At 62.3% G+C, this 23297-nt stretch carries 24 protein-coding genes; 18 read left to right on the plus strand and 6 right to left on the minus strand.

Annotated elements, in window-relative coordinates:
• Nucleotides 1–11: 11 nt before the first annotated feature.
• From lpdA to ACQZ5H_RS05445, 6 genes are all read left to right on the plus strand, one after another.
• Nucleotides 12–1460 (plus strand): dihydrolipoyl dehydrogenase, encoded by a 1449-nt coding sequence (lpdA, locus tag ACQZ5H_RS05420; RefSeq protein ID WP_413709450.1) that lies wholly within the window; start codon nucleotides 12–14, stop codon nucleotides 1458–1460.
• 76 nt (nucleotides 1461–1536) lie between these two features.
• Nucleotides 1537–1791, plus strand: a complete 255-nt coding sequence (locus ACQZ5H_RS05425) for a GlsB/YeaQ/YmgE family stress response membrane protein (RefSeq protein WP_112711771.1) — start codon at nucleotides 1537–1539, stop codon at nucleotides 1789–1791.
• Between the two features lie 13 nt (nucleotides 1792–1804).
• Nucleotides 1805–2053 carry a GlsB/YeaQ/YmgE family stress response membrane protein gene (locus ACQZ5H_RS05430; RefSeq protein ID WP_449096940.1) on the plus strand — a complete coding sequence of 83 codons (249 nt, stop codon included), beginning with the start codon at nucleotides 1805–1807 and terminating at the stop codon, nucleotides 2051–2053.
• Nucleotides 2054–2144: 91 nt separating this feature from the next.
• Nucleotides 2145–3116: a lipoyl synthase gene (lipA, locus tag ACQZ5H_RS05435; protein ID WP_112711775.1), complete on the plus strand. Its 972-nt coding sequence runs from the start codon at nucleotides 2145–2147 to the stop codon at nucleotides 3114–3116.
• A 77-nt stretch (nucleotides 3117–3193) separates the two neighbouring features.
• A complete protein-coding gene (locus tag ACQZ5H_RS05440; RefSeq protein WP_449096941.1) occupies nucleotides 3194–3766 on the plus strand; it encodes an AAA family ATPase in 573 nt (190 codons plus the stop codon).
• Between the two features lie 9 nt (nucleotides 3767–3775).
• Nucleotides 3776–4222: a type II toxin-antitoxin system RatA family toxin gene (locus ACQZ5H_RS05445; protein WP_449096942.1), complete on the plus strand. Its 447-nt coding sequence runs from the start codon at nucleotides 3776–3778 to the stop codon at nucleotides 4220–4222.
• Nucleotides 4223–4225: 3 nt separating this feature from the next.
• Here ACQZ5H_RS05445 and ACQZ5H_RS05450 read toward each other — a convergent pair whose 3' ends face one another.
• From ACQZ5H_RS05450 to ACQZ5H_RS05460, 3 genes are all read right to left on the minus strand, one after another.
• Nucleotides 4226–4531: a hypothetical protein gene (locus ACQZ5H_RS05450; RefSeq protein ID WP_112711779.1), complete on the minus strand. Its 306-nt coding sequence runs from the start codon at nucleotides 4529–4531 to the stop codon at nucleotides 4226–4228.
• A 74-nt stretch (nucleotides 4532–4605) separates the two neighbouring features.
• Nucleotides 4606–5094: a CinA family protein gene (locus ACQZ5H_RS05455; RefSeq protein ID WP_449096943.1), complete on the minus strand. Its 489-nt coding sequence runs from the start codon at nucleotides 5092–5094 to the stop codon at nucleotides 4606–4608.
• 2 nt (nucleotides 5095–5096) lie between these two features.
• Complete coding sequence (locus ACQZ5H_RS05460; RefSeq protein ID WP_449096944.1) at nucleotides 5097–6317, minus strand: bifunctional 2-C-methyl-D-erythritol 4-phosphate cytidylyltransferase/2-C-methyl-D-erythritol 2,4-cyclodiphosphate synthase; 1221 nt, start codon at nucleotides 6315–6317, stop codon at nucleotides 5097–5099.
• A 144-nt stretch (nucleotides 6318–6461) separates the two neighbouring features.
• Between ACQZ5H_RS05460 and dusB the strand changes: the two genes are divergently transcribed.
• The 9 genes from dusB to ACQZ5H_RS05505 all read left to right on the plus strand — a co-directional run bounded on the left by dusB (nucleotide 6462) and on the right by ACQZ5H_RS05505 (nucleotide 16961).
• Nucleotides 6462–7484, plus strand: coding sequence for a tRNA dihydrouridine synthase DusB (gene dusB, locus ACQZ5H_RS05465; RefSeq protein WP_449096945.1), 1023 nt, complete (start codon nucleotides 6462–6464; stop codon nucleotides 7482–7484).
• Complete coding sequence (locus tag ACQZ5H_RS05470; protein ID WP_449096946.1) at nucleotides 7481–8626, plus strand: two-component system sensor histidine kinase NtrB; 1146 nt, start codon at nucleotides 7481–7483, stop codon at nucleotides 8624–8626. Before dusB ends, ACQZ5H_RS05470 begins: the two co-directional genes overlap by 4 nt.
• A complete protein-coding gene (gene ntrC, locus ACQZ5H_RS05475) occupies nucleotides 8623–10074 on the plus strand; it encodes a nitrogen regulation protein NR(I) (protein WP_449096947.1) in 1452 nt (483 codons plus the stop codon). The genes ACQZ5H_RS05470 and ntrC overlap by 4 nt, the downstream gene beginning before the upstream one ends.
• A 197-nt stretch (nucleotides 10075–10271) precedes the next feature.
• Nucleotides 10272–12542, plus strand: coding sequence for a sensor histidine kinase NtrY-like (locus ACQZ5H_RS05480; RefSeq protein ID WP_112711791.1), 2271 nt, complete (start codon nucleotides 10272–10274; stop codon nucleotides 12540–12542).
• Nucleotides 12532–13896 carry a nitrogen assimilation response regulator NtrX gene (ntrX, locus tag ACQZ5H_RS05485; protein ID WP_449096948.1) on the plus strand — a complete coding sequence of 455 codons (1365 nt, stop codon included), beginning with the start codon at nucleotides 12532–12534 and terminating at the stop codon, nucleotides 13894–13896. Before ACQZ5H_RS05480 ends, ntrX begins: the two co-directional genes overlap by 11 nt.
• 59 nt (nucleotides 13897–13955) lie before the next feature.
• Complete coding sequence (locus tag ACQZ5H_RS05490; protein WP_449096949.1) at nucleotides 13956–14819, plus strand: D-amino-acid transaminase; 864 nt, start codon at nucleotides 13956–13958, stop codon at nucleotides 14817–14819.
• A gap of 110 nt (nucleotides 14820–14929) precedes the next feature.
• A complete protein-coding gene (gene hfq, locus ACQZ5H_RS05495) occupies nucleotides 14930–15172 on the plus strand; it encodes an RNA chaperone Hfq (protein ID WP_003539403.1) in 243 nt (80 codons plus the stop codon).
• A 77-nt stretch (nucleotides 15173–15249) separates the two neighbouring features.
• Nucleotides 15250–16581 carry a GTPase HflX gene (gene hflX / locus ACQZ5H_RS05500; RefSeq protein WP_449096950.1) on the plus strand — a complete coding sequence of 444 codons (1332 nt, stop codon included), beginning with the start codon at nucleotides 15250–15252 and terminating at the stop codon, nucleotides 16579–16581.
• 44 nt (nucleotides 16582–16625) lie between these two features.
• The gene (locus ACQZ5H_RS05505) at nucleotides 16626–16961 is read left to right on the plus strand and encodes a hypothetical protein (RefSeq protein ID WP_130278369.1); all 336 of its coding nucleotides are present in this window, start codon (nucleotides 16626–16628) and stop codon (nucleotides 16959–16961) included.
• On the opposite strand, the gene ACQZ5H_RS05510 is transcribed toward ACQZ5H_RS05505, so the two are convergent.
• From ACQZ5H_RS05510 to ACQZ5H_RS05520, 3 genes are read right to left on the minus strand one after another with little or no spacing between them, the layout of a single operon-like run.
• Complete coding sequence (locus ACQZ5H_RS05510) at nucleotides 16943–18172, minus strand: FAD-dependent oxidoreductase (RefSeq protein ID WP_449096951.1); 1230 nt, start codon at nucleotides 18170–18172, stop codon at nucleotides 16943–16945. The genes ACQZ5H_RS05505 and ACQZ5H_RS05510 overlap by 19 nt on opposite strands.
• Nucleotides 18173–18178: 6 nt before the next feature.
• Nucleotides 18179–19012, minus strand: a complete 834-nt coding sequence (gene mazG, locus ACQZ5H_RS05515; RefSeq protein ID WP_449096952.1) for a nucleoside triphosphate pyrophosphohydrolase — start codon at nucleotides 19010–19012, stop codon at nucleotides 18179–18181.
• 6 nt (nucleotides 19013–19018) lie between these two features.
• Nucleotides 19019–19606 carry a nucleoside deaminase gene (locus ACQZ5H_RS05520; RefSeq protein WP_449096953.1) on the minus strand — a complete coding sequence of 196 codons (588 nt, stop codon included), beginning with the start codon at nucleotides 19604–19606 and terminating at the stop codon, nucleotides 19019–19021.
• 249 nt (nucleotides 19607–19855) lie between these two features.
• Here ACQZ5H_RS05520 and cysG point away from each other — a divergent pair, with 249 nt between their 5' ends.
• Genes cysG through ACQZ5H_RS05535 form a run of 3 tightly spaced genes read left to right on the plus strand, consistent with a single transcriptional unit; the run spans nucleotide 19856 to nucleotide 23288 of the window.
• The gene (gene cysG / locus ACQZ5H_RS05525; protein WP_449096954.1) at nucleotides 19856–21292 is read left to right on the plus strand and encodes a siroheme synthase CysG; all 1437 of its coding nucleotides are present in this window, start codon (nucleotides 19856–19858) and stop codon (nucleotides 21290–21292) included.
• Nucleotides 21293–21294: 2 nt separating this feature from the next.
• A complete protein-coding gene (locus ACQZ5H_RS05530; RefSeq protein WP_449096955.1) occupies nucleotides 21295–21609 on the plus strand; it encodes a DUF2849 domain-containing protein in 315 nt (104 codons plus the stop codon).
• A gap of 8 nt (nucleotides 21610–21617) precedes the next feature.
• Complete coding sequence (locus ACQZ5H_RS05535; protein WP_449096956.1) at nucleotides 21618–23288, plus strand: nitrite/sulfite reductase; 1671 nt, start codon at nucleotides 21618–21620, stop codon at nucleotides 23286–23288.
• Nucleotides 23289–23297: the final 9 nt, after the last annotated feature.

Genomic DNA, 23297 nt, shown 5'->3' on the forward strand with positions numbered 1-23297 from the left:
AGGCAGGAAACATGGCTGAGAATTACGACGTCATCATCATCGGTTCTGGACCTGGCGGCTATGTCGCGGCAGTGCGTGCCGGCCAACTCGGCCTGAAGGTCGCGATCGTCGAGCGCGAGCACCTGGGCGGCATCTGCCTCAACTGGGGCTGCATCCCGACCAAGGCGCTGCTGCGCTCCGCCGAAATTCTCGATCATTCGAACCACCTGAAGGATTACGGCCTCGTTCTCGAAGGTTCGGTCAAGGCCGATACCAAGGCCGTCGTCGCCCGCTCGCGCGCCGTCTCCGGCCGCCTGAATGCCGGCGTCGGCTTCCTGATGAAGAAGAACAAGGTCGATGTCATCTGGGGCGAGGCGAAGATCACCAAGCCCGGCGAGATCACCGTCTCCAAGTCCTCGAAGCCTGTCGTCGAGCCGCAGCATCCGCTGCCGAAGAACATCAAGAGCGAAGCCGGTACCTATACGGCCAAGCACATCATCATCGCCACCGGCGCCCGTCCGCGCGCTTTGCCGGGCATCGAGCCGGATGGCAAGCTGATCTGGACCTATTTCGAAGCGCTGAAGCCGGATGTCCTGCCGAAGTCGCTGATCGTCATGGGCTCGGGTGCCATCGGCATCGAATTCGCGAGCTTCTACCGCTCGATGGGCGTCGACGTCACCGTCGTCGAAGTCATGCCGACGATCATGCCGGTCGAGGACGCTGAGATCACCGCGATCGCCCGCAAGCAGCTCGAAAAGCGTGGGCTGAAGATCTTCACCAGCGCTAAGATCACCAAGGTCGAAAAGGGCGCTGACAGCGTCACCGCGACCGTCGAGACAGCCGATGGCAAGTCGCAGCAGATCACCGCTGACCGGATGATCTCGGCCGTCGGCGTCCAGGGCAATATCGAGAACCTCGGCCTCGAGGCGCTCGGCGTGAAAACCGACCGCGGCTGCGTCGTCATCGACGGCTACGGCAAGACGAACGTCCCCGGCATCTACGCCATCGGCGACGTCGCCGGCCCGCCGATGCTCGCCCACAAGGCCGAGCATGAAGGCGTCGTCTGCATCGAGAAGATCGCCGGCCTGCCGAACGTCCACCCGACCGACAAGAGCAAGGTTCCGGGCTGCACCTACTGCAACCCGCAGGTCGCATCGGTCGGTCTGACCGAAGCCAAGGCCAAGGAAGCCGGCCGCGATATCCGCGTCGGCCGCTTCTCCTTCGTCGCCAACGGCAAGGCGATCGCGCTAGGTGAAGACCAGGGCATGGTGAAGGTCATCTTCGACAAGAAGACCGGCGAACTGCTCGGCGCCCACATGGTCGGCGCCGAAGTCACCGAGCTCATCCAGGGCTTCGTCGTCGCCATGAACCTGGAAACGACGGAAGAAGAACTGATGCACACGATCTTCCCGCATCCGACCGTTTCGGAATCGATGAAGGAAGCCGTGCTCGACGCATACGGCCGCGTGCTGAACGCTTGATAATTTCCGTTTCCGCCCTCTCTATCAGGATGGTGTGAACTGTCCTGACGGGGCGGAAAAACGAAAGGAAATCATCATGTCAATGGGTACGCAGGCACTGCTCATCTTCCTGCTGATCGGGCTCGTCGCCGGGTTTCTGGCAAGCCTCGTGGTCGGCGGCGGCGGTTTGATCCGGTGCTTGCTGAGCGGCATCATCGGCGCCTTCGTCGGCGGCTTTCTGTTCAATGCGCTGGGCATCTCGCTCGGCATTGAAAATGCATTGGTTGTGCAGATCATTCACGCCACGGTCGGCGCCATCATCGTGGTGCTGATCGCCAGGGCGATAGCGTAGGAAAAGGGCTCACATGGAAGGCGTAGGCTGGCTGGCGGCAATCATCATCGGCGGTTTTGCGGGCTGGCTCGCGGGCAAGCTGATGGATGCGCGATACGGCATTCTGCTGAACATCGTGCTCGGCATCGTCGGCTCGGTCGTCGCGACCGTCATCCTGGCGCAGTTCCATATCGAAGTGGCCGGCGGGCGGCTCGGCTACTTCGTCACCGGATTCCTGGGCGCCTGCCTGCTGATATTCTTCGCCCGGCTCGTCCGGCGATGATGCACATGAGCGGCCGATTGTAACAGACGGCTAAAAGACTTATGTGCAGACTGATGAAGCCGCATTGGGGCGGCGGAAAGTTGACACGGTAATGGTAACCATTCTCGACACGATCAATCCCGACGCCAAGCGGGTGCGCCATCCGGAAAAGGCCCACCGGCCGGACCAGGAAGTTCTGCGCAAGCCGGAATGGATCCGTGTAAAGGCGCCGACCTCCAAGGGCTATGCCGAGACACGCTCGATCGTGAAGGAGCACAAGCTCGTCACCGTCTGCGAGGAAGCCGGCTGCCCGAATATCGGCGAGTGCTGGGACAAGAAGCACGCCACCTTCATGATCATGGGCGAGATCTGTACCCGCGCCTGCGCCTTCTGCAACGTCTCGACCGGCAAGCCGAATGCGCTGGACATGGCCGAGCCCGAGAACGTCGCCAAGGCCGTCAAGCAGATGGGCCTCAGCCACGTCGTCATTACCTCGGTTGACCGCGACGATCTGGAAGATGGTGGCGCCGAGCATTTCGAGAAGGTCATCTGGGCGATCCGTGAAGCGTCGCCGATGACGACGATCGAAATCCTGACCCCTGACTTCCTGAAGAAGCCGGGTGCCCTGGAGCGCGTCGTCGCAGCCAAGCCAGACGTCTTCAACCACAACATGGAAACCGTCGCCGGCAATTACCTGACGGTTCGCCCCGGTGCCCGCTATTTCCACTCCATCCGCCTGCTGCAGCGCGTGAAGGAACTGGATCCGACGATGTTCACCAAGTCGGGCATCATGGTCGGCCTCGGCGAAGAGCGCAACGAAGTGCTGCAGCTGATGGACGACCTGCGCACCGCCGACGTCGACTTCCTGACGATCGGCCAGTACCTGCAGCCGACCCGCAAGCACCACAAGGTCGAAAGCTTCGTGACCCCGGAGGAATTCAAGTCCTACGAGACGGTCGCCTACACCAAGGGCTTCCTGATGGTCGCTTCCAGCCCGCTGACGCGCTCTTCGCATCACGCCGGCGATGACTTCGCCCGTTTGAAAGCGGCGCGCGAAAAGAAGCTGCTGATCGCCGCGGAATAAAATCCCTGCTTGCATTTTCGAGAAGCCGTGGTGATTTTCGCCGCGGCTTTTTGTTTGCCGACATGCGGAGCGATGCGATGCCTGCCTATATCGACGACCTCGCTCAAGCGGCCAGCCTTATCCGCGGCTCAGGGCGCATCATGGTCGTCGGCTGCTCGGGCGGCGGCAAGAGCACGCTGTCGCGAAAACTTGCCGGCCTTCTCAGCTTGCGGCATGTCTCGATGGACAGGGAGTTCTTCTGGCTGCCCGGCTGGGTCAAGCGGGCGAAGGCCGAGGAGCGGGCGCTGATCACTGAGGTCGTCAACGGCGAAGGCTGGCTGATGGACGGCACCGGCCCCTCGACCTTCGATATCCGCGTGCCGCGCACGCAGTTCATCATCTGGGTGCGCATGCCGCGCTGGATCTGCCTGTGGGGCATCTGCAAGCGCGCGTTCTTCCACCTCGGCAAGACGCGGCCGGACATGGCGCCCGGTTGCCGGGAGCAGTTGCCGGACCGCGAGTTCCTCACCTATATCTGGACTTTCGAACAGCGGTTCGCGCCGCTCGTGATTGCTGGTATCGACCGTTACGGCCCTGATATCCCGGTTTTGCAGCTGAAAAGCCGGCGAGACGTGGGCCGCCTTCTTGATCTTCTCGGCGCGCCCGCTTAACTGCGCTTCATGCCGCAATTCGAAACGCATCGTCCCGTTCCCCATACAGCCGAGCAGATGTTCGACCTCGTCGCCGATGTCGAACGCTATCCGGAATTCCTGCCGCTCTGCGAGGCGCTGACGATACGCAGCCGCAAGGAACGCGACGGCAAGATCCTGCTGGTCGCCGATATGACGGTTGGCTACAAGGCGATCCGCGAGACATTCACGACGCAGGTGCTGCTCAACAAGGCAGAGCGTATCATCGACGTGAAATACATCGACGGCCCGTTCAAGTATCTCGACAATCGCTGGAGCTTCGCCGAAGCCACGCCGGGCTCGATGGTCAATTTCTTCATCGATTACGAGTTCAAGAGCCGCATTCTGGGCGCGCTCATGGGCACGATGTTCGACAGGGCTTTCCGCATGTTCACGGAAGCCTTCGAAAAGCGCGCATCGGCGATCTACGGCAGCTGACGCCTACCTGTCCAGGAAATGGTCGAAGACCTGGTTTGCCGGATAGGCGTAGTAGCCCCGATCCACGAAACTGCGCCGGTAGAGGCAGTTCCGCAGAGCCACGTTGTAGATCATGCTGTGCGTATCCGGCGAGCCGCGATGAGACATCGCTTCCGGCTGGCAATAGGACAGCGCTCGATCGTAGCGGGCGAGCAGCACCGGGTCGGAATCGACACGGATGCCGGAATAGGTCTGATAGTTGGACGGTGCTTCCGCGGCAGAAATACAGCCGAGGCTCAACGCAACGCCGATGGCAGCCAAATATCGCATGGGAACATCCTTCAAAACCGGCAGCGGCCGGCAACGCGGCAGAAACGGTGGCAGAAGACTTTTGTTCCCGGATGCTACTTCAGCGCCAGCAGCATTTCCAGCGCCGTCTTGACGGTCGCAAGCCGCACCTTGTCGCGGCCGATATCGCCATAGAGCATCTTGTGATGCATGAGCGCGCCCTGTCGTGATTTTGCCGCGAGATGAACGAGCCCGACAGGCTTTTCCGGGGATCCGCCGCCAGGCCCGGCGATGCCGGTCACCGCGACGGCAAAAGCAGCGCGCGAGCGGAAGAGGGCGCCATGCACCATCTGCCGCGCGGTTTCCTCGGATACGGCGCCGAAGCGTGCAAGCGTATGCTCCTGGACGCCGAGCATCTCCATCTTCGCCATGTTCGTATAGGTGACGAAACCGCGGTCCACGACGGCGGAGGATCCCGAGATCTCCGTCAAGGCACCGGCGATCAATCCGCCCGTGCAGCTCTCCGCCGTCGAGACCATCAGCCCTTCAGCCGAGAAATCTCGGATGATCTTTTCAGCAAGCGCCAGGATCTCGGCCGTGAACATCGTCAATCCCTCGCGCCGCGGAAGACGACGGTCGCGGTGGCGATGGCAGCAATGCCCTCGCGGCGGCCGACGAAGCCGATCGTCTCGTTGGTCGTCGCCTTCACCGAGCAGCGGCCGATCGAAATGCCGAGGAACTCGGCAAGATTGGCGCGCATTTCGTCGCGATGCGGCCCGACCTTCGGCGCTTCAGCAATCAGCGAGACGTCGGCATTCATGATCGTCCCGCCGCAATCGCGCACGATCTTGGCGGCATGCTCGAGGAAGATGCGGGATGCCGCGCCCTTCCATTGCGGATCGGATGGCGGAAAATGGTCGCCGATATCGCCGGCGCCGCAGGTGGCAAGCAGCGCATCGGTCAGGGCGTGCAGGGCCACGTCGGCATCCGAATGTCCCTTCAGCTTCTGATCGTGCGGAATGAACAGGCCGCAGAGCGTCACGCCGTCGCCGGGCTCCAACTGGTGGACGTCATAGCCGTTGCCGGTACGCACGTCGGGCAGGGCCGATGACGACAGGCGGTTGTCGGCAAGGGCGATATCGCGCTTCACGGTCAGCTTCATGTTGTCGGCAGCTCCTTCAACGATGGTCACGGGAATGCCCGCCCATTCGGCAATCGAGGCATCGTCGGTGAAATCGCTCCGGCCGGATTTATGCGCATCTTCATGCGCGGCCAGAATGGTGTCGAAAGCGAAGGATTGCGGCGTCTGCGCCGCAAAGAGATGTTCGCGCGACACGGTCTCCAGCACGGTTCCCGTCTTGTCGGCGCGTTTCAGCGTGTCGGCGACCGGCGTGGCCGGAAGGACTGCAGGCGCTCCGGCAATCAGCGCATCGGCGACACGGTCGAGCAGCACATGGTCGAAGAACGGCCGCACCGCATCGTGAATGAGAACGTGGCTGATGCCCTTGTCCTTGAGATGACGCAGGCCGGCCAGCACCGATTGCTGGCGCGTCGCGCCGCCATGTACCGCCTCGATCGGCGTCGCCGAAAGGATATGGCGCAGCGCCTTGTCGAACAGCGCCTCGTCGTCGGGGTGGATGACCACGACGATATGGGCGGCGTGCTCCCATGTCATGAAGTTTTCAAGCGTATGGGCAATAACCGGCTTGCCGCCGACCATGCGATACTGCTTCGGCCCTTCGACGGAGGCACCAGCACGCTCGCCGCGCCCCGCGGCGACGACGACGATCCCGGCCGATAGTGGTTGCTTCGAATGCATTTGCGGCATAAATCCCTAAAATATGCAGAAAGCGACGTAAGTGCTCTATAGCCTTGGTCATCGGCTTTCCAGCATCTGCCCAAAAAATATCAATTCCAACCAAAGCCTCTTGGCAAGCCATTCGTCTATGGCTAAAAATAGTGCAGCAATATTGTGTGCCTGAAAGATAATCAATTGCATCCAGTGAACCTAGCAGCGCCATTGCAGATCGGAAACGTCTCCGTGCGCAACCGCGTCGCGCTGGCGCCCATGTCCGGCGTCACGGATATGCCGTTCCGGCAGCTGGCCTGGCGCTATGGCGCCGGCCTCGTCGTCACCGAGATGGTGGCGAGCCGCGAGCTGGTCAATAACACCGCCGAATCCTGGTCGCGCCTGAAGGCTGCCGGCTTCAAGCCGCATATGGTGCAGCTTGCCGGGCGCGAAGCCTATTGGATGGGCGAGGCGGCCAAGGTCGCCGCGGATGCCGGCGCCGATATTATCGACATCAACATGGGCTGCCCGGCCAAGAAGGTTATCGGCGGCTATTCCGGTTCGGCGCTGATGCGCGATCCCGATCACGCTTTGACGCTGATCGAGGCGACCGTGAAGGCGGTCGATGTTCCAGTCACATTGAAGATGCGCCTCGGCTGGGACGACAACTCGCTGAACGCCCCTGATATTGCCAAGCGTGCCGAGGAGGCAGGCGTCCAGCTGATCACCATCCATGGCCGCACCCGCATGCAGTTCTACGAGGGCAAGGCGGATTGGGATGCGATCCGCGCCGTCCGCGATGTCGTCTCGGTGCCACTGATCGCCAACGGCGATGTCAACACGCCCGAAGATGCCCAAGAAATTCTCCGCCGCTCGGGCGCCGATGCGGTGATGATCGGCCGCGGCTGCCAGGGCCGTCCGTGGCATGCCGGCGTTCTTGCCGGTGCCGCCGGTCCTGAAAGCGCGGAGATCGCCGATATTGCCGTCGAGCACTACCGGATGATGCTGGAATTCTACGGTGAGCATGTCGCCATACGCCATTCCCGCAAGCATCTCGGCTGGTATCTCGAACGATACGCCCCCGGCCTTACCGGGGAAGAAAGGGCGGCGATCATGACTTCGAACCAGCCGCTGGAGGTGGAGCGGCGGCTTCACGATGCGCTCTCTGCAGGTGCAGAGGCAGTTCAAAGCCGGGAGGCGGCATGACGGACAAGACGCAGGCCGATCAGACGAGTGGTGTGGCGATGGCAGTGCTGAATGCCATCCAGAACCCTGTGATCATGGTGGACGAGGCCGGTCTCGTGGCATTCGCCAATTGGGAGGCGGAAGCCTTCTTCGGCGCCAGTGCCTCGCATCTGGCGCGCTACAGGATCTCGACCTTCATTCCTTTCGGCAGCCCGCTGCTGGCGCTGATCGATCAGGTCCGCGAGCGCCGCGCTCCGGTCAACGAGTATCGCGTCGATCTGAGCTCGCCCCGCCTTGGCCAGGACAAGCTGGTCGACCTGTACGTCGCGCCCGTCATCAGCGCGCCGGGCTCCGTCGTAGTGGTCTTCCAGGAACGTTCGATGGCCGACAAGATCGACCGTCAGCTGACCCATCGCGCCGCGGCGCGCTCCGTCACCGGGCTGGCTTCGATGCTGGCGCATGAAATCAAGAACCCGCTCTCCGGCATCCGTGGCGCTGCTCAGCTTCTCGAACAGTCGGCTGTCGATGAGGACCGGGCGCTGACCCGGCTGATCTGCGACGAGACCGACCGCATCGTTTCGCTGGTCGACCGCATGGAAGTCTTCTCCGACGAGCGCCCCGTCGATCGCGTTCCGGTCAACATCCATTCGGTCCTCGATCATGTGAAGGCCGTGGCCAAGGCAGGATTTGCCCGCCAGATCCGCATCACCGAGAATTACGATCCGTCGCTGCCGGCCGTCTATGCCAATCGCGACCAGCTGGTGCAGGTCTTCCTCAATCTGGTGAAGAATGCCGCCGAAGCCGTCGGCGAACGGCAAGACGGCGAGATTCTGCTGACGACCGCCTATCGTCCCGGCATCCGCCTCTCCGTCGCCGGCACCCGCGAAAAAATCTCGCTGCCGCTGGAGTTCTGCGTGCAGGACAATGGTCCGGGCGTGCCCTCCGACCTGCTGCCGCATCTCTTCGATCCCTTCATCACCACCAAGACCAATGGCAGCGGCCTTGGCCTTGCTCTGGTCGCCAAGATCATCGGCGACCATGGCGGCATCATCGAATGCGACAGCCAGAACAACAAGACCACCTTCCGTGTCCTGATGCCGGCATCCAAGGATGCCTCTTCCGATGACGCGGCAATTGCAAACCCCACAGGAACTTCTCGATGACAGCAACGATTCTCGTCGCAGATGACGATGCGGCAATTCGTACGGTGCTCAATCAGGCGCTCAGCCGCGCAGGCTACGATGTCCGCATCACCTCGAACGCCGCCACGCTCTGGCGCTGGGTTTCGGCGGGCGAGGGCGATCTTGTGGTGACCGACGTCATCATGCCCGACGAGAACGCCTTCGATCTGCTGCCGCGCATCAAGAAGGCGCGGCCGGATCTGCCGGTGCTGGTCATGAGCGCCCAGAACACCTTCATGACGGCGATCAAGGCTTCCGAGAAGGGCGCCTACGATTACCTGCCGAAGCCCTTCGACCTGACGGAGCTGATCGGCATCATCGGCCGGGCCTTGGCCGAGCCGAAAAAGAAGCCCGCCAAGCTCGACGAGGACATGCAGGACGGTATGCCGCTGGTCGGTCGCTCCGCCGCGATGCAGGAAATCTACCGCGTCCTGGCGCGCCTGATGCAGACCGACCTGACACTGATGATCACCGGTGAGTCCGGTACCGGCAAGGAGCTCGTCGCCCGCGCCCTGCACGATTACGGCAAGCGCCGCAACGGCCCCTTCGTCGCCATCAACATGGCCGCCATCCCGCGCGATCTGATCGAGTCCGAACTCTTCGGCCACGAGAAGGGCGCCTTCACCGGCGCGCAGAACCGCTCGACCGGCCGTTTCGAGCAGGCCGAAGGCGGCACGCTCTTCCTCGACGAAATCGGCGACATGCCGATGGACGCGCAGACGCGTCTTCTCCGCGTCCTGCAGCAGGGCGAATACACCACCGTCGGCGGCCGCACACCGATCCGCACCGACGTGCGCATCGTCGCCGCCACCAACAAGGACCTTAAGCAGGCGATCAATCAGGGTCTCTTCCGCGAAGACCTCTACTACCGCCTCAACGTCGTGCCGCTGCGCCTGCCGCCGCTGCGCGACCGCGCTGAAGATATCCCGGATCTCGTCCGCCACTTCATCCAGCAGGCGGAAAAGGAGGGTCTCGGCACCAAGCGATTCGACCAGGAAGCGCTGGAGCTCATGAAAGCCTACGCTTGGCCGGGTAACGTTCGCGAGCTCGAGAACCTGATCCGCCGCCTGATGGCACTTTATCCACAGGATGTGATCACCCGCGAAATCATCGAGAGCGAGCTGCGCTCCGACGTGCCTGATAGCCCGATCGACAAGGGGCCGATCCGCTCGGGTTCGATGACCATCGCCCAGGCCGTCGAAGAGAATATGCGCGCCTATTTCGCCAGCTTCGGCGAGAATCTGCCGCCGCCCGGCCTCTATGACCGTGTTCTCACGGAATTGGAGTATCCGCTGATCCTGGCAGCGCTAACAGCGACCCGGGGCAACCAGATCAAGGCGGCCGATCTTCTCGGTCTGAACCGCAATACGCTGCGCAAGAAGATCCGTGAGCTCGGCGTTTCGGTCTACCGGAGCTCCCGCACAGCTTGACAATGTGGCGGGATGCGTTGCATTTTCGCCACAATGCGTTGCTTAAAGGTCACGCATGGGGTTTGGACAATCGTAACCATAACAGATGGTCTGTGCCGCTGATCTCTTCATTCAGGGATTGAGCGAACGCTTTCGATTTCCGGTCCGTTGGTTGCAGATGTGGCGTGGCGGCGATTTGCTGCCAGGAGAATGACCTGATGAAGCAGGATGCGGCATCGCCTGCGGCGGGTGAAGAGGGAGTTGCGATCGTTACCGATCGCCGCGCGCTTTTCGCATTGCCGGGCCTCATGCTGGCGGGCGGTGCGCTGCTCTGCGCCACTGCAACGCTCTTCGTGCTGCTCGGCTTCACGCCGATCGAGCCGACCTCGCGCGTCGTCATTACCTCCGTCGTCGTCAATTCCTTCTTCGTCCTTGGCCTGATGGCGCTGATCGGCCGTGAGGTTGCGCGGCTGATGAAGGCGCGAACCCGCGGAAGGGCCGCAGCGCGGCTTCACATCCGCATCGTCGTGCTTTTCTCACTGGTGGCGATCACCCCGGCGATTCTTGTCGCCCTCTTTGCCAGTATCACGCTGAACGCTGGTCTCGACCGGTGGTTCTCGCTGCGCACCCAGTCGATCGTCAGCTCGTCGCGCAATGTCGGCCAGGCCTACATGATGGAGAATGCCAGCTATCTCCAGGGCCAGACGGTCTCGATGGCGAACGACCTGGAGCGCAACCGCACGCTCTACAATCTCGACCGTACCGGCTTCGCCGACCTGATGACCCGCCAGGCGCGCGGACGCGGCCTGCTCGGCGCCTTCCTGGTCGAAAGCAACGGCGCGGTGATCACGCAGGCAGACATCAAGACCGAGAAGCCGCTGCCGGCCATTCCGCAGGATGCGCTGACCAAGGCCGCCGCCGGCCAGCCGACTCTGATTCCGCCGGGTGTCACCAACCTCGTCGGCGCCATCATCAAGCTCGAATCCATTCCTGATGCCTTCCTCTACACGGTGCGTGCCGTCGATCCGAAGGTCATGGGCGCCATGCGCCTGATGCAGGAAAACGCCAGCGAATATCAGTCGATGGAAGCTGGGCGGGTCTCGCTGCAGATCGCCTTCGCGGTTCTCTATATCGGTTTCGCGCTCATCGTTCTGCTTGCCGCCATCTGGACGGCAATTGCCGTCGCCGACCGTATCGTCCGCCCGATCCGGCTGCTGATTACCGCGGCCGACAGCGTTGCATCCGGCAACATGGATATCGTCGTCCCGGTTCACGCCGTCGATGGCGACGTCGCCAACCTGTCGCGCACCTTCAACAAGATGATTTCGGAAATCCGCACCCAGCGTGACGAAATCCTCGAGGCGAAGGACGAAGTGGACGACCGCCGCCGCTTCATCGAGGCCGTGCTGTCGGGCGTTACCGCTGCCGTCATCGGCGTCGAGAGCGACCGCCGCATCACCATCGTCAACAGTTCGGCCGAGACGCTGATGGCGCTCGAAGCGCCTGATATGCTCGGCAAGCAGCTTTCCGATATCGCTCCCGAGGTCGATCAGGTCCTCACAGAGGCCGCACAGCGCTACCGCGGCGATTTCCGCAAGCAGATCGCTCTGGTGCGCGGCGGCACGGTCCGTACGCTCAGCGTCCAGGTTACGCGCGAAGAGGTGAGGGAGAGTGGCGAATCCTACGTCATCACCCTCGACGACATCACCGATCTCGTCATCGCTCAGCGTTCGACCGCCTGGGGCGACGTTGCCCGCCGCATCGCCCACGAGATCAAGAACCCGCTGACGCCGATCCAGCTGTCGGCCGAACGCATCCAGCGCCGCTACGGCAAGCAGATCAATCAGGACGACAAGACCGTCTTCGACCAGTGCACGGATACGATCATCCGCCAGGTCGGCGATATCGGCCGCATGGTCGATGAATTCTCGGCTTTCGCCCGCATGCCGAAGCCGACCAAGGAACCGAGCGATCTGCGCGACATCCTGCGCGATGCGATGTTCCTGCGCGAGATGGGCAACACCCATGTCAGCTTCTTGCAGGAGCTCGGCGAACGGCCGCTCGAAGGCATGTTCGACAGCCGCATGCTGGGTCAGGCCTTCGGCAACCTGATCAAGAACGCCGTTGAGGCGATCGAGGCCGTACCGAGCGAAGAGCGCGACGAGCGCAAGGTGCTGGTACGGGCTGCGATGGACGAAGGCCGTGACCGCTTCACCGTCGATGTCATCGATAACGGTCGCGGTCTGCCGGTGGAAAACCGGCACAGCATTCTAGAGCCTTATATGACGATGCGGGAGAAGGGCACGGGCCTGGGCCTCGCCATCGTCAAGAAGATCATTGAAGAGCATGGCGGGCAGCTTGAGCTGCATGATGCGCCCGCAGAATTTGACCAGGGAAGAGGAGCCATGATCCGCGTGCATCTACCGCGTCTCGAGCCGGCATCTTCGGCCCCTGCTGAAAGCGACAAGGAAAGCGTTTATGGCCTCTGATATTCTCGTCGTTGACGATGAGCATGACATTCGCGAGATCGTGTCCGGGATCCTGTCCGACGAGGGCCACGAAACCCGCACCGCTCACGATAGCGATAGCGCACTGGCAGCGATTTCCGATCGCGCCCCGCGGCTGATCTTCCTCGATATCTGGATGCAGGGCAGCAAGCTCGACGGGCTGTCGCTGCTCGACGAGATCAAGACGCGCCATCCCGATATTCCGGTCGTGATGATCTCGGGCCACGGCAACATCGAAACGGCCGTTTCCGCCATCAAGCGCGGCGCTTTCGATTTCATCGAGAAGCCCTTCAAGGCTGACCGCCTGATCCTGATCGCCGAGCGCGCGCTGGAAAACTCCAAGCTGAAGCGCGAAGTCTCCGAGCTCAAGAAGCGGGCAGGCGATGCCGTCGAGCTGATCGGCACGTCGGTTGCCGTCTCGCAGCTGCGCCAGACGATCGAGAAGGTCTCGCCGACCAACAGCCGCATCATGATCTTCGGTGCATCCGGTTCCGGCAAGGAACTGGTGGCGCGCATGATCCACAAGAAGTCGACGCGCGCCAACGGCCCGTTCGTGGCGCTCAACGCCGCCAACATCACTCCCGACCGGATGGAAATCGCGCTCTTCGGCACCGAGGGTTCGCCAGGCCAGGCCCGCAAGACCGGCGCGCTCGAGGAAGCGCACCGCGGCATCCTCTATCTCGACGAAGTCGGCGAGATGCCGCGTGAAACGCAGAACAAGATCTTGCGTGTGCTCGTCGACCAGCAGTTCGAGCGCGTCGGCGGCTCCAAGCGCGTCAAGGTCGATGTCCGCATCATCTCCTCGACCGCCTACAATCTCGAAAGCCGCATTGCAGAAGGCTGGTTCCGCGAAGACCTTTATCATCGTCTGGCCGTCGTGCCGGTCCGGGTTCCGGCACTGGCCGAGCGCCGCGAGGACATTCCGTTCCTCGTTGACCAGCTGATGCGCCAGATTTCCGAACAGGCCGGCATTCGCCAGCGCCGCATCGGTGATGACGCGATGGCCGTTCTGCAGGCCCATGACTGGCCGGGCAATATCCGCCAGCTGCGCAACAATATCGAGCGGCTGATGATCCTGGCCCGTTCCGACGGCCCGGACGCGCCGATCACCGCCGACATGCTGCCGACGGACCTCGGCGACATGCTGCCGAAAGTCTCGGCCAAGAACGACTATCACATCATGACGCTGCCGCTGCGCGAGGCGCGCGAGATGTTCGAGAAGGACTATCTCATCGCCCAGATCAACCGTTTCGGCGGCAATATCTCGCGCACCGCCGAATTCGTCGGCATGGAGCGCTCGGCGCTTCACCGCAAGCTGAAGTCGCTCGGCGTCTAAGCTTCTGCCGGCGCAGGCCATGCGCCGGTTCATGTCATTGCCCCAGCATCAGGTTTCCCATGCCCAGAATTTCCTACGTCAACGGCCAGTACGTCACGCACTCTGAAGCAGCCGTTCATATCGAGGACCGCGGCTATCAGTTCGCCGATGGCGTCTATGAGGTCTGCGAGATCCGCCACGGCTATATCGTCGATATCACCCGCCATCTGGACCGCCTGCACCGCTCGCTGAGCGAGCTGCGCATCGCTGCGCCGATGGGCCGGGCAGCCATGGTGCATGTGATTCGCGAGACCGTTCGCCGCAACAAGGTGAAGAACGGCCTGTTCTACATGCAGGTCACCCGCGGCGTCGCGCGCCGTGACCATGTGTTCCCGGCCGAAGGCACCAAGCCGTCGATCGTCATCACCGCCAAGAGCACGGACCCGTCGGTCATCGCCAAGAAGAATGCCAATGGCATCAAGGCGGTGACCGTGTCCGACAACCGCTGGGACCGCGTCGATATCAAGACCGTCGGTCTGCTGCCGAACGTCATGGCCCGCCAGCAGGCGAAGGAGGCCGGCGCCCAGGAAGCGATCTATGTCGACCGTGACGGCTTCGTTACCGAGGGCGCCGCAACCAACGTCTGGTTCGTCGATGCCGACGGTACGCTCATCACCCGTCCGGCAGAGCATGGCATCCTCAAAGGGATTACCCGCACCACCTTGCTGGATGTCGGCGCCAAACTGGGCCTCAAGGTCGCGGAACGTAAGTTCACCGTTGCCGAAATGCTGGCTGCACGCGAGGTTTTCATCACGGCGGCGACAAGCATTTGTTTTCCCGTGGTTTCCATCGATGGACAGACGATCGCCAATGGCCATCCCGGAAGCGTGTCGCAGAATATTCGGGAAGCCTTTTTCGACGTTGCGGAAAAGATTGCGATTTGATACCAAGATTTGCTGGACGCAGGGGTGAGGGTTACCTGCCGACGGCCTGGAGAGGTTGATTAGTATTCTACCGGCTGAAACACGCCGGCAATAAAGAAAGAAGCGGCGCGATGGCGGAACGTTCTCAGAATCTGCAGGACTTATTTCTCAATACTGTTCGCAAGCAAAAGATTTCCCTTACAATTTTTCTGATTAACGGCGTTAAGCTCACGGGCGTTGTCACTTCCTTCGACAATTTCTGCGTTCTTCTTCGCCGTGACGGTCATTCGCAACTCGTGTATAAGCACGCGATCTCGACGATCATGCCGGGCCAGCCCATGCAGATGTTCGAGAGCGAAGAAGCCGCTTCCTGATAGGATCAGAAGTCATTTCGACACGCGATACGAAGAACGATTCCATCATCCCGGAAGCCGAAAAGCTCCGGGACGATATGCGCGCGACCGTCGTCGTGCCCGTGCTCAAGCAGGGCCGGGGACGTGGCGCCGCATCCGATGGTGCAATCTCCACGACACGTTCGCCGGGAAGCCGGCTTGAAGAAGCAAGCGGTCTCGCCGAAGCGATCGACCTCGATGTCGTCTATGGCGCCGTCGTCCCGATCAATGATCCCCGGCCTGCAACGCTGCTCGGCACCGGCAAGATCGAAGAGATCAAGGCCAAGCTCGACGAGCATGATTCGGGGCTTGTCATCGTCGATCACCCGCTGACCCCGGTTCAGCAGCGCAATCTCGAGAAGGCATGGAACGTCAAGGTCATCGACCGCACGGGCCTTATCCTCGAAATCTTCGGCCGCCGCGCCTCCACCAAGGAGGGCACGCTGCAGGTCGATCTCGCGCACCTGAATTACCAGAAGGGCCGCCTGGTCCGCAGCTGGACCCACCTTGAGCGCCAGCGCGGCGGTGGTGGCTTCATGGGTGGTCCGGGTGAAACCCAGATCGAAGCCGACCGGCGCATGCTGCAGGATCGCATCATCAAGCTGGAGCGCGAGCTTGAGCAGGTCGTGCGGACCCGCCAGCTGCACCGCGCCAAGCGCAAGAAGGTGCCGCATCCGATCGTCGCCCTGGTCGGCTATACCAACGCCGGCAAATCGACGCTGTTCAACCGCATCACCGGTGCCGGCGTTCTCGCCGAAGACATGCTGTTCGCGACGCTCGATCCGACGCTGCGCCGCATGAAACTGCCGCATGGCCGCACCGTCATCCTTTCCGATACCGTCGGTTTCATCTCCGACCTGCCGACCCATCTGGTGGCCGCTTTCCGCGCGACGCTGGAAGAGGTGCTGGAAGCCGATCTCATCCTGCATGTCCGCGACATGGCGGATGACGATAATCCGGCCCAGAGTGCCGACGTGCTGCGCATCCTGAACGATCTCGGCATCGATGAAGCTGAGGGCCAGAAGCGCATCATCGAGGTTTGGAACAAGATCGACCGGCTGGAGCCGGAAACGCACGACGCCATCGTCCAGAAGGCATCCGGCGCCGAGAATGTCGTCGCGGTATCGGCCGTCAGCGGCGAGGGCGTCGACCGGCTGATGGACGAAATCAGCCGCCGCCTTTCCGGCGTCATGACGGAGACCTCGATTACCGTGCCGGTTTCGAAACTGGCGCTGCTGTCGTGGATCTATGAGCACGCCATCGTCGATGCCCGCGAGGACAACGAGGACGGCTCCGTGACGCTAGACGTGCGCATGGCCGAGGCTGAAGCGTCGGCACTCGAAGGACGGCTCGGCACGCAGAAGGCGGCGAAGGAAGATTGGGAGCGCTGAGCGCTCGCAATCTCGCACTGTATCAGATCATTGGAGGGCACGGCATGGCTGGTATCAAGGCTCGGGCAGGCGGTCTTTTGCTGATCGCTATCGGATGCGCGCTTGCCTGGTTTTTCCTGCTGCAGCCGCTGAAGGAAGCGCAGGCCGGTGTTCCCGAGGTCCACTATCAGCTGAGAGCCTTCCTCGCCGTGCCCGCCTGCCTGGTCTTCGGCCTGGGCTTTCTGTTCGCCGGCGCAGGCCTGAACTATCGCAATGCCGCCGAAAAGAAGCTGACGGTCACCGGCTGGGTGCTCTTCGCGATCGTCGCATTGCTGACGTTGGCGGGCTACTGGTGGTTCCAGCAGCAGTTCTCGGCGCTCGGCTATACCAGCGCCGTCTGATCGCTTCCGGCCGGTTCGCTATCGGAAGCAAGCCACTCCAGACCAATCCGCCCGACAGGATCGAGAAGCTCACCGGTCACCAGCGTCGTGATCAGGCTGCGCAGGAACGGTAGTTTCGTCGCCGGGCCGATCATCAGATCCCGGCTCATCGGCAGGACCTTGCTATCCGACTGATAGAACGGCGTCAGCACGCGGCTCAGCAGCTGGTAGAAGCGGATATGCATCTGACGCTGGCGCAGATGCCGTGAAATGGCATCGACGACCGTTGCCTTGCGGATCATCGCCGTACAGAGCGAGGCAGCGTCCAGCAGTGCCATATTGGCCCCCTGGCCGAGCTGTGGGCTCGTCGCATGCCAGGCGTCGCCGATCTTCACGACATTCTGTCCTGCGAGCGGCACCCGCGTATGATGCCGGTAGCGTGCATGAACGGGCTCGGCCGATGCGGCGAAATGGGCAGCCTCCGGCCAGAAGCGATGCACGGCATCGATCCACGCCTCACGTCCGGCATCGCGCCAGGCTGCCACATCCTTGTTGCGGATGCTCCAGAAGAAGGTCGCCATCGGCGCCGCCCCATCCTTGGCCGTACCGACAGGCAGGACGCCCGCCATCTGGCTCGCCCGGTGATAGCGCTGTTCCAGTTCGTCGGAACGGAAGACGCCCGATGCATCCCAGGGAACGGTGGCCCAGAGCGCGCCGTAATCGAGCTCGGTCGAGGACTTGTAGCCGATCGGCGAGCTGGCCCCCATCGCATCGATGACGAGATCGGAAGCGGCGGACGCCTTGCCATTGCCGAGCTTCAACCGCGGCCTCGCGCCCGGTTCGAACGCCGTCACCCGCGAAGCCGTTTCGAAACTGACGCCGGCTGCGACAGCGGCATCGAGCAGCAGATCGAAAAGTGCCACCCGCTGGATGGCGATGCCGGACGCCCCATTGCGGTAACCGACATCGAGCACGGTGCGGCCCGTCGCCGAGAGCTTGCCATGCATCCGCCGGATCCGCGCGCCGCGTTGTTCCACCTGGTCGAGCAGCCCCATCGCCGCGAGAACCGCGGATCCCGTCGGCTGCAACACGAAGCCGGATCCGACCGGCTGCGGCGCTGCCATCTGATCGTAGATGGTGACGTTTGCGCCGTGGCGCGCCAGGAGCGCGGCCAGTGACAATCCACCGATACCGGCACCTGCAATCGCGATCTCAAGGCCGGAGAGCTTCATGGCGGGTCAGCCGAGTTGCCGTTCGATGGCTTTCGCCGCCTGCCAGATCTCTTCCATCCGCTCCAGGCTTGCGGCCTCCAACGTTTCGCCTTCTTTCTCAAGAACGGTTTCTATATGATTGAAACGGCGCCTGAATTTCGTGTTCGTTCCGCGCAGGGATTGCTCCGGATCGGCATCGACATGGCGGCCGATATTGACGACGGCGAAGATGAGATCGCCGAGCTCGTCGCTGACCTTGGCCCGGTCGCCATGCACCAAAGCCTCGCGCAGTTCGCCGATCTCTTCCTCGATTTTGTCGAGGATCGGCTCGGGTGCCGACCAGTCGAAGCCGACCTTCGCGGCACGTTCCTGCAACTTAAGCGCCTCCGTCAGCGCCGGGAAGCTGCGCTGCACGGAGCCGAGAAACCCTGCCTTAGAATCCTCGGTCACCCCGCGCCTGACGCGCCGCTCGGCCCGCTCGCGCTTCTCCGCCTGCTTGATCTCGTCCCACTGCTTCTTCACGCGATCGGGCGTATCGGCATCGGAGCGGGCGAAGACATGCGGGTGGCGGCGGATCATCTTGCGGGTGATGGCCTCGACGACATCGCCGAAGGCGAACTCGCCGGCTTCCTCCGCCATTCGCGCGTGAAAGACCACCTGCAGCAAGAGATCGCCGAGCTCGTCGCAGAGATCGTCCATGTCATTGCGCTCGATCGCATCGGAAACCTCATAGGCTTCCTCGATCGTATAGGGCTTGATGGTCTCGAAGGTCTGGACGATGTCCCAGGGGCATCCCGTTTCCGGGTTGCGCAGCGCTGCCATGATCTCGATGAGGCACGAAATGTCTTTGGAGGCTTCCATGATCGCTCAATTCAGGGGGATGTCGTTATCGCTCTTGGAGGCCTGATAGGCGCCGGAGAGAGCGTCGTAGCGGGACTTGATGCGGGCAGTCTGCGCTTTCAGCTCGCTCTTCAGCGCGTCCGCCTCGGTCTCGACCAGATCGGCGATCGCGAAGCTGTTCCAGAAGGCGTTGCTGCGGCGGTATCCGCCGGGCTCCAGGCCGAAGACTTCGTTGAGGATCTTCAGGTCGTGCGGAATGGCGAAGCTGTCTCGGGAATCTTCGTGGCTGAAGAAATAATAGAAGTTATCGAAACCCGCCCAGGTGATTGCCGACATGCACATGGTGCAGGGTTCGTGAGTCGACAGGAAGATCAGGTCCTTGGTCGCCGGTTTCTCGCCGAGTTCGTAGAAGCGTTTCAGCGTGTGCACTTCGCCATGCCAGAGCGGATTTTCGAGCTCGTTGTTGGTCTCTGCGACCACCAGCGAGAGATCGGACTTGCGCAGGATTGCCGCGCCGAACACCTTGTTGCCGGCAGAAACGCCGCGCTCGGTCATCGGCAGGATATCGCGCTCCATCACCTCGAGCAGGCGTGGAGCAATCGTCTTTGAAGCCATGACTTTCTCCTTGTCGCAGCAAGTCTATCCCGCCCGGGCAAGAAGAAAAATGCCGAATTGCCCGATGGACGTTTTTGATCACAGGCTTTACATTGCACTGCAGCGACAACGGCGTCGCTCGGGCGACTTTTCTCAAATCAGTGGCATGCAGGCAAAAGATTACGCGGACCGCGTAGGCTTTCGAATTTCTGTTTCTTCAACGCCTTGCCGGTTAAAGGCATATTGGCGCAACTTCGAAGTGGAATGATAATGCCTTCCAAGAGCGAACAGCTATCGGTTTTCCCCGCCTTCTTCCGTGTGGAAGGGCGGATCGCAGCCGTCTTCGGTAACGGGGACGAGGCCTATGCGAAGGTGCGCCTGCTGCTGAATACGCAAGCGCGCGTCATTGCCTATACCGATCATCCGGAAGCCAGCTACCACGCCTTCCTGATCGCCAATCGCATCGAGACCGTCCGGGCGGCATTCTCTGCCGAACAAGTCGAGGGCGCAGCCCTTGTCTTCGCGGCTACTGGAGAAGCGGCCGCCGACCGCGCCATCGTCGATGCAGCGCGCGCCGCAAAAATCCCGGCCAATGCCGTCGACCAGCCCGATTATTGCGATTTTTTCACGCCGGCGCTTGTCAATCGCGCGCCCGTCGCTGTCGCGATCGGCACGGAAGGCGCCGGTCCGGTCCTGGCCCAGATGATCCGCGCGCAGATCGACCAGCTGCTTTCGCCGTCGCTTGGGCGCCTCGCGACCTTGGCCACCAGCTACCGCAAGACGGTCGAGCACCTCATTCCGCGCGGCGTTTCCCGCCGTGTCTTCTGGCGCAGCTTCTTCTCCGGTCCCGTCGCCGATGCCGTGGCCAATGGCAATCTGCCGGAAGCCGAACGCGCCGCACATGCGCTGCTGCAGGAAACGGGCAAGGCGAAGGGCCGTATCTGGCTTGTCGGCGCCGGTCCCGGTGCCGAAGACCTGCTGACGCTGCGTGCCCAGCGTGTCATGATGGAAGCCGATGTGCTCGTCTTCGACGCGCTCGTGCCGCAGGCGATCGTCGACATGGGTCGCCGCGACGCCGAGCGCATCTCTGTCGGCAAGCGCAAGGGCTGCCATTCCAAGTCTCAGGAAGAAATCAACGATCTGCTCGTCCAGCTTGGCCGCGAAGGCAAGCGCGTCGTGCGCCTGAAGTCCGGCGATCCGCTGGTCTATGGCCGGGCAGGGGAAGAGATGGCGGCTCTCCGCGCCGCCGGTATCGCGTATGAAGTGGTGCCTGGCATCACCTCCGCCTTCGCCGCCGCTGCCGATTTCGAACTGCCACTGACGCTGCGCGGCGTCGCCTCGTCGCTGGTCTTCACGACGGGCCACGACCTGACCGGCGACGTGCTGCCGGATTGGGCAAGCCTCGCCGTCTCGGGTGCCACCATCGCCGTCTATATGGGCCGCACCGTTGCCGCCTCCGTCGCGGAGCGTCTGATGGCTGCGGGCATTCCCGCCGAGACGACGGTTGCCGTCATCGAGAATGCCAGCCGCGCCGAGCGCCGTCTCATGCATGGCATTCTGCGCGATCTTCCCGACCTGCAGCATCGTGACGAATTGACGGGACCCGTCATGGTCATTATCGGCGATGCAGTGGCAGGCGCCAATTTCGAACTGTCCGAGCCGCTGGTTCGCCGGGAGGCGAGCGTGCCGGAACTTGCAAGGAGCTGATTATGGTAGACAAGGTACTGACCGCCAACCGGTTGACGGACGGCATTGCCGTCTGGCTCGACGCCAATGGCGCGTGGGTCACCTCGTTGCAGGATGCGCTGGTCGCCCGCCATGCGGAAGCGGTCGCCGCGCTCGAGGACATCGGCAAGAAAGCCTATGCCGACAACAAGGTCGTTGACGTCAATGTCATCGAGGTTCAGGAAACCAACGGCGTATTGTGGCCGCTGCGCCTGCGCGAGCGCATTCGCGCGCAAGGCCCGACCATGGAATATGCTCCGGGATATGCGGTTGCCGATCCCAAGTTCATTGATGTCTGAGGAAGCTGATGTACCGTTACGACGAATTTGACCACGCCTTTGTCGCCGAGCGCGTTGCGCAGTTCAGCGATCAGGTCCAGCGCCGTCTCGCCGGCGAGCTTTCCGAAGATGCCTTCAAGCCGCTGCGCCTGATGAACGGCGTTTACCTGCAGCTGCATGCCTACATGCTGCGCATTGCCATTCCCTATGGCACGCTGAGCTCCAAGCAGATGCGCATGCTGGCCCATGTCGCCCGCACCTATGACCGCGGCTATGGCCACTTCACCACCCGCCAGAACCTGCAGTTCAACTGGCCGAAGCTCTCGGACATGCCGGCCGTTCTCTCCGAACTGGCAACTGTCGAAATGCACGCGCTGCAGACATCCGGCAACTGCATCCGCAACGTCACGGCAGACCATTTCGCCGGCGCCGCCGTCGATGAAGTCGCTGATCCCCGGCCTTATGCGGAAATCCTGCGTCAGTGGTCGTCTGTCCACCCCGAATTCTCCTTCCTGCCGCGCAAGTTCAAGATCGCCGTCACCGGTGCCGAGCGTGACCGCGCCGCAATCCAGGTCCATGATATCGGCCTGCATCTGAAGAAGAACGACAAGGGCGAGATCGGCTTTGCCGTTTACGTCGGCGGTGGCCAGGGCCGCACGCCGATGGTCGCCAAGCTGATCCGCGACTTCCTGCCGGAAGAGGACCTCTTGTCCTACACGACCGCCGTCATGCGCGTGTACAATCTGCACGGCCGCCGCGACAACAAGTACAAGGCCCGCATCAAGATCCTCGTCCATGAGACCGGCGCCGAAGAGCTCGCCCGCCAGGTCGAGGTCGAGTTCGCGCAGCTGAAGGACACCGAGCTGAAGCTGCCGGAACAGGACGTCGATGCGATCACCGCCTATTTCGCGCCGCCGGCTTTGCCGCAGCGCGCCGAAGGCTGGGAAAACCTTGCCCGCTGGAAGAAGGCCGATCCGGCGTTCGCCCGCTGGGTCCAGCAGAACGTGCAGCCGCACAAGAACCCCGACTACGGCATGGTGACGATCTCGCTGAAGCCGATCGGCGGCATTCCGGGTGACGCCTCCGACAGCCAGATGGATGCGATTGCCGATATCGCCGAAGAATATGCCTTCGACGAAATCCGCGTCAGCCACGAACAGAACCTGATCCTGCCGCATGTCGCGCTGGCCGATCTCGAAGCCGTCTATCGCGGCCTCGTCGCCATCGATCTCGCCGAAGCCAATGCCGGCCTGATCACCGATATCATCGCCTGTCCGGGCCTGGACTACTGTGCTCTCGCCAACGCGCGCTCGATCCCGGTGGCCCAGGAAATCTCCCGCCGCTTCGGCAATCCCGAGCGCCAGGCCGAAATCGGCGAGCTGAAGATCAAGATCTCCGGCTGCATCAACGCCTGCGGCCATCACCATGTCGGCCATATCGGTCTGCTTGGTGTCGAGAAGAAAGGTGCCGAGCTCTATCAGATCACGCTCGGCGGCTCCGGCGACGAGCACACCTCGATCGGCGAAATCATTGGTCGAGGCTTCGAGCCCGAGAAGGTGACCGACGCCATCGAGACGATCGTCGATACCTATCTGAAGATCCGCAAGGATCAGTCGGAAATCTTCCTCGAAGCCTATCGCCGTGTCGGGCCGCAGCCGTTCAAGGACGCGCTTTACGGCTCTGCCGCCGAAGCTGCGTAAGGAGGGGAT

The sequence above is a fragment of the Rhizobium sp. 21-4511-3d genome (assembly GCF_053522545.1).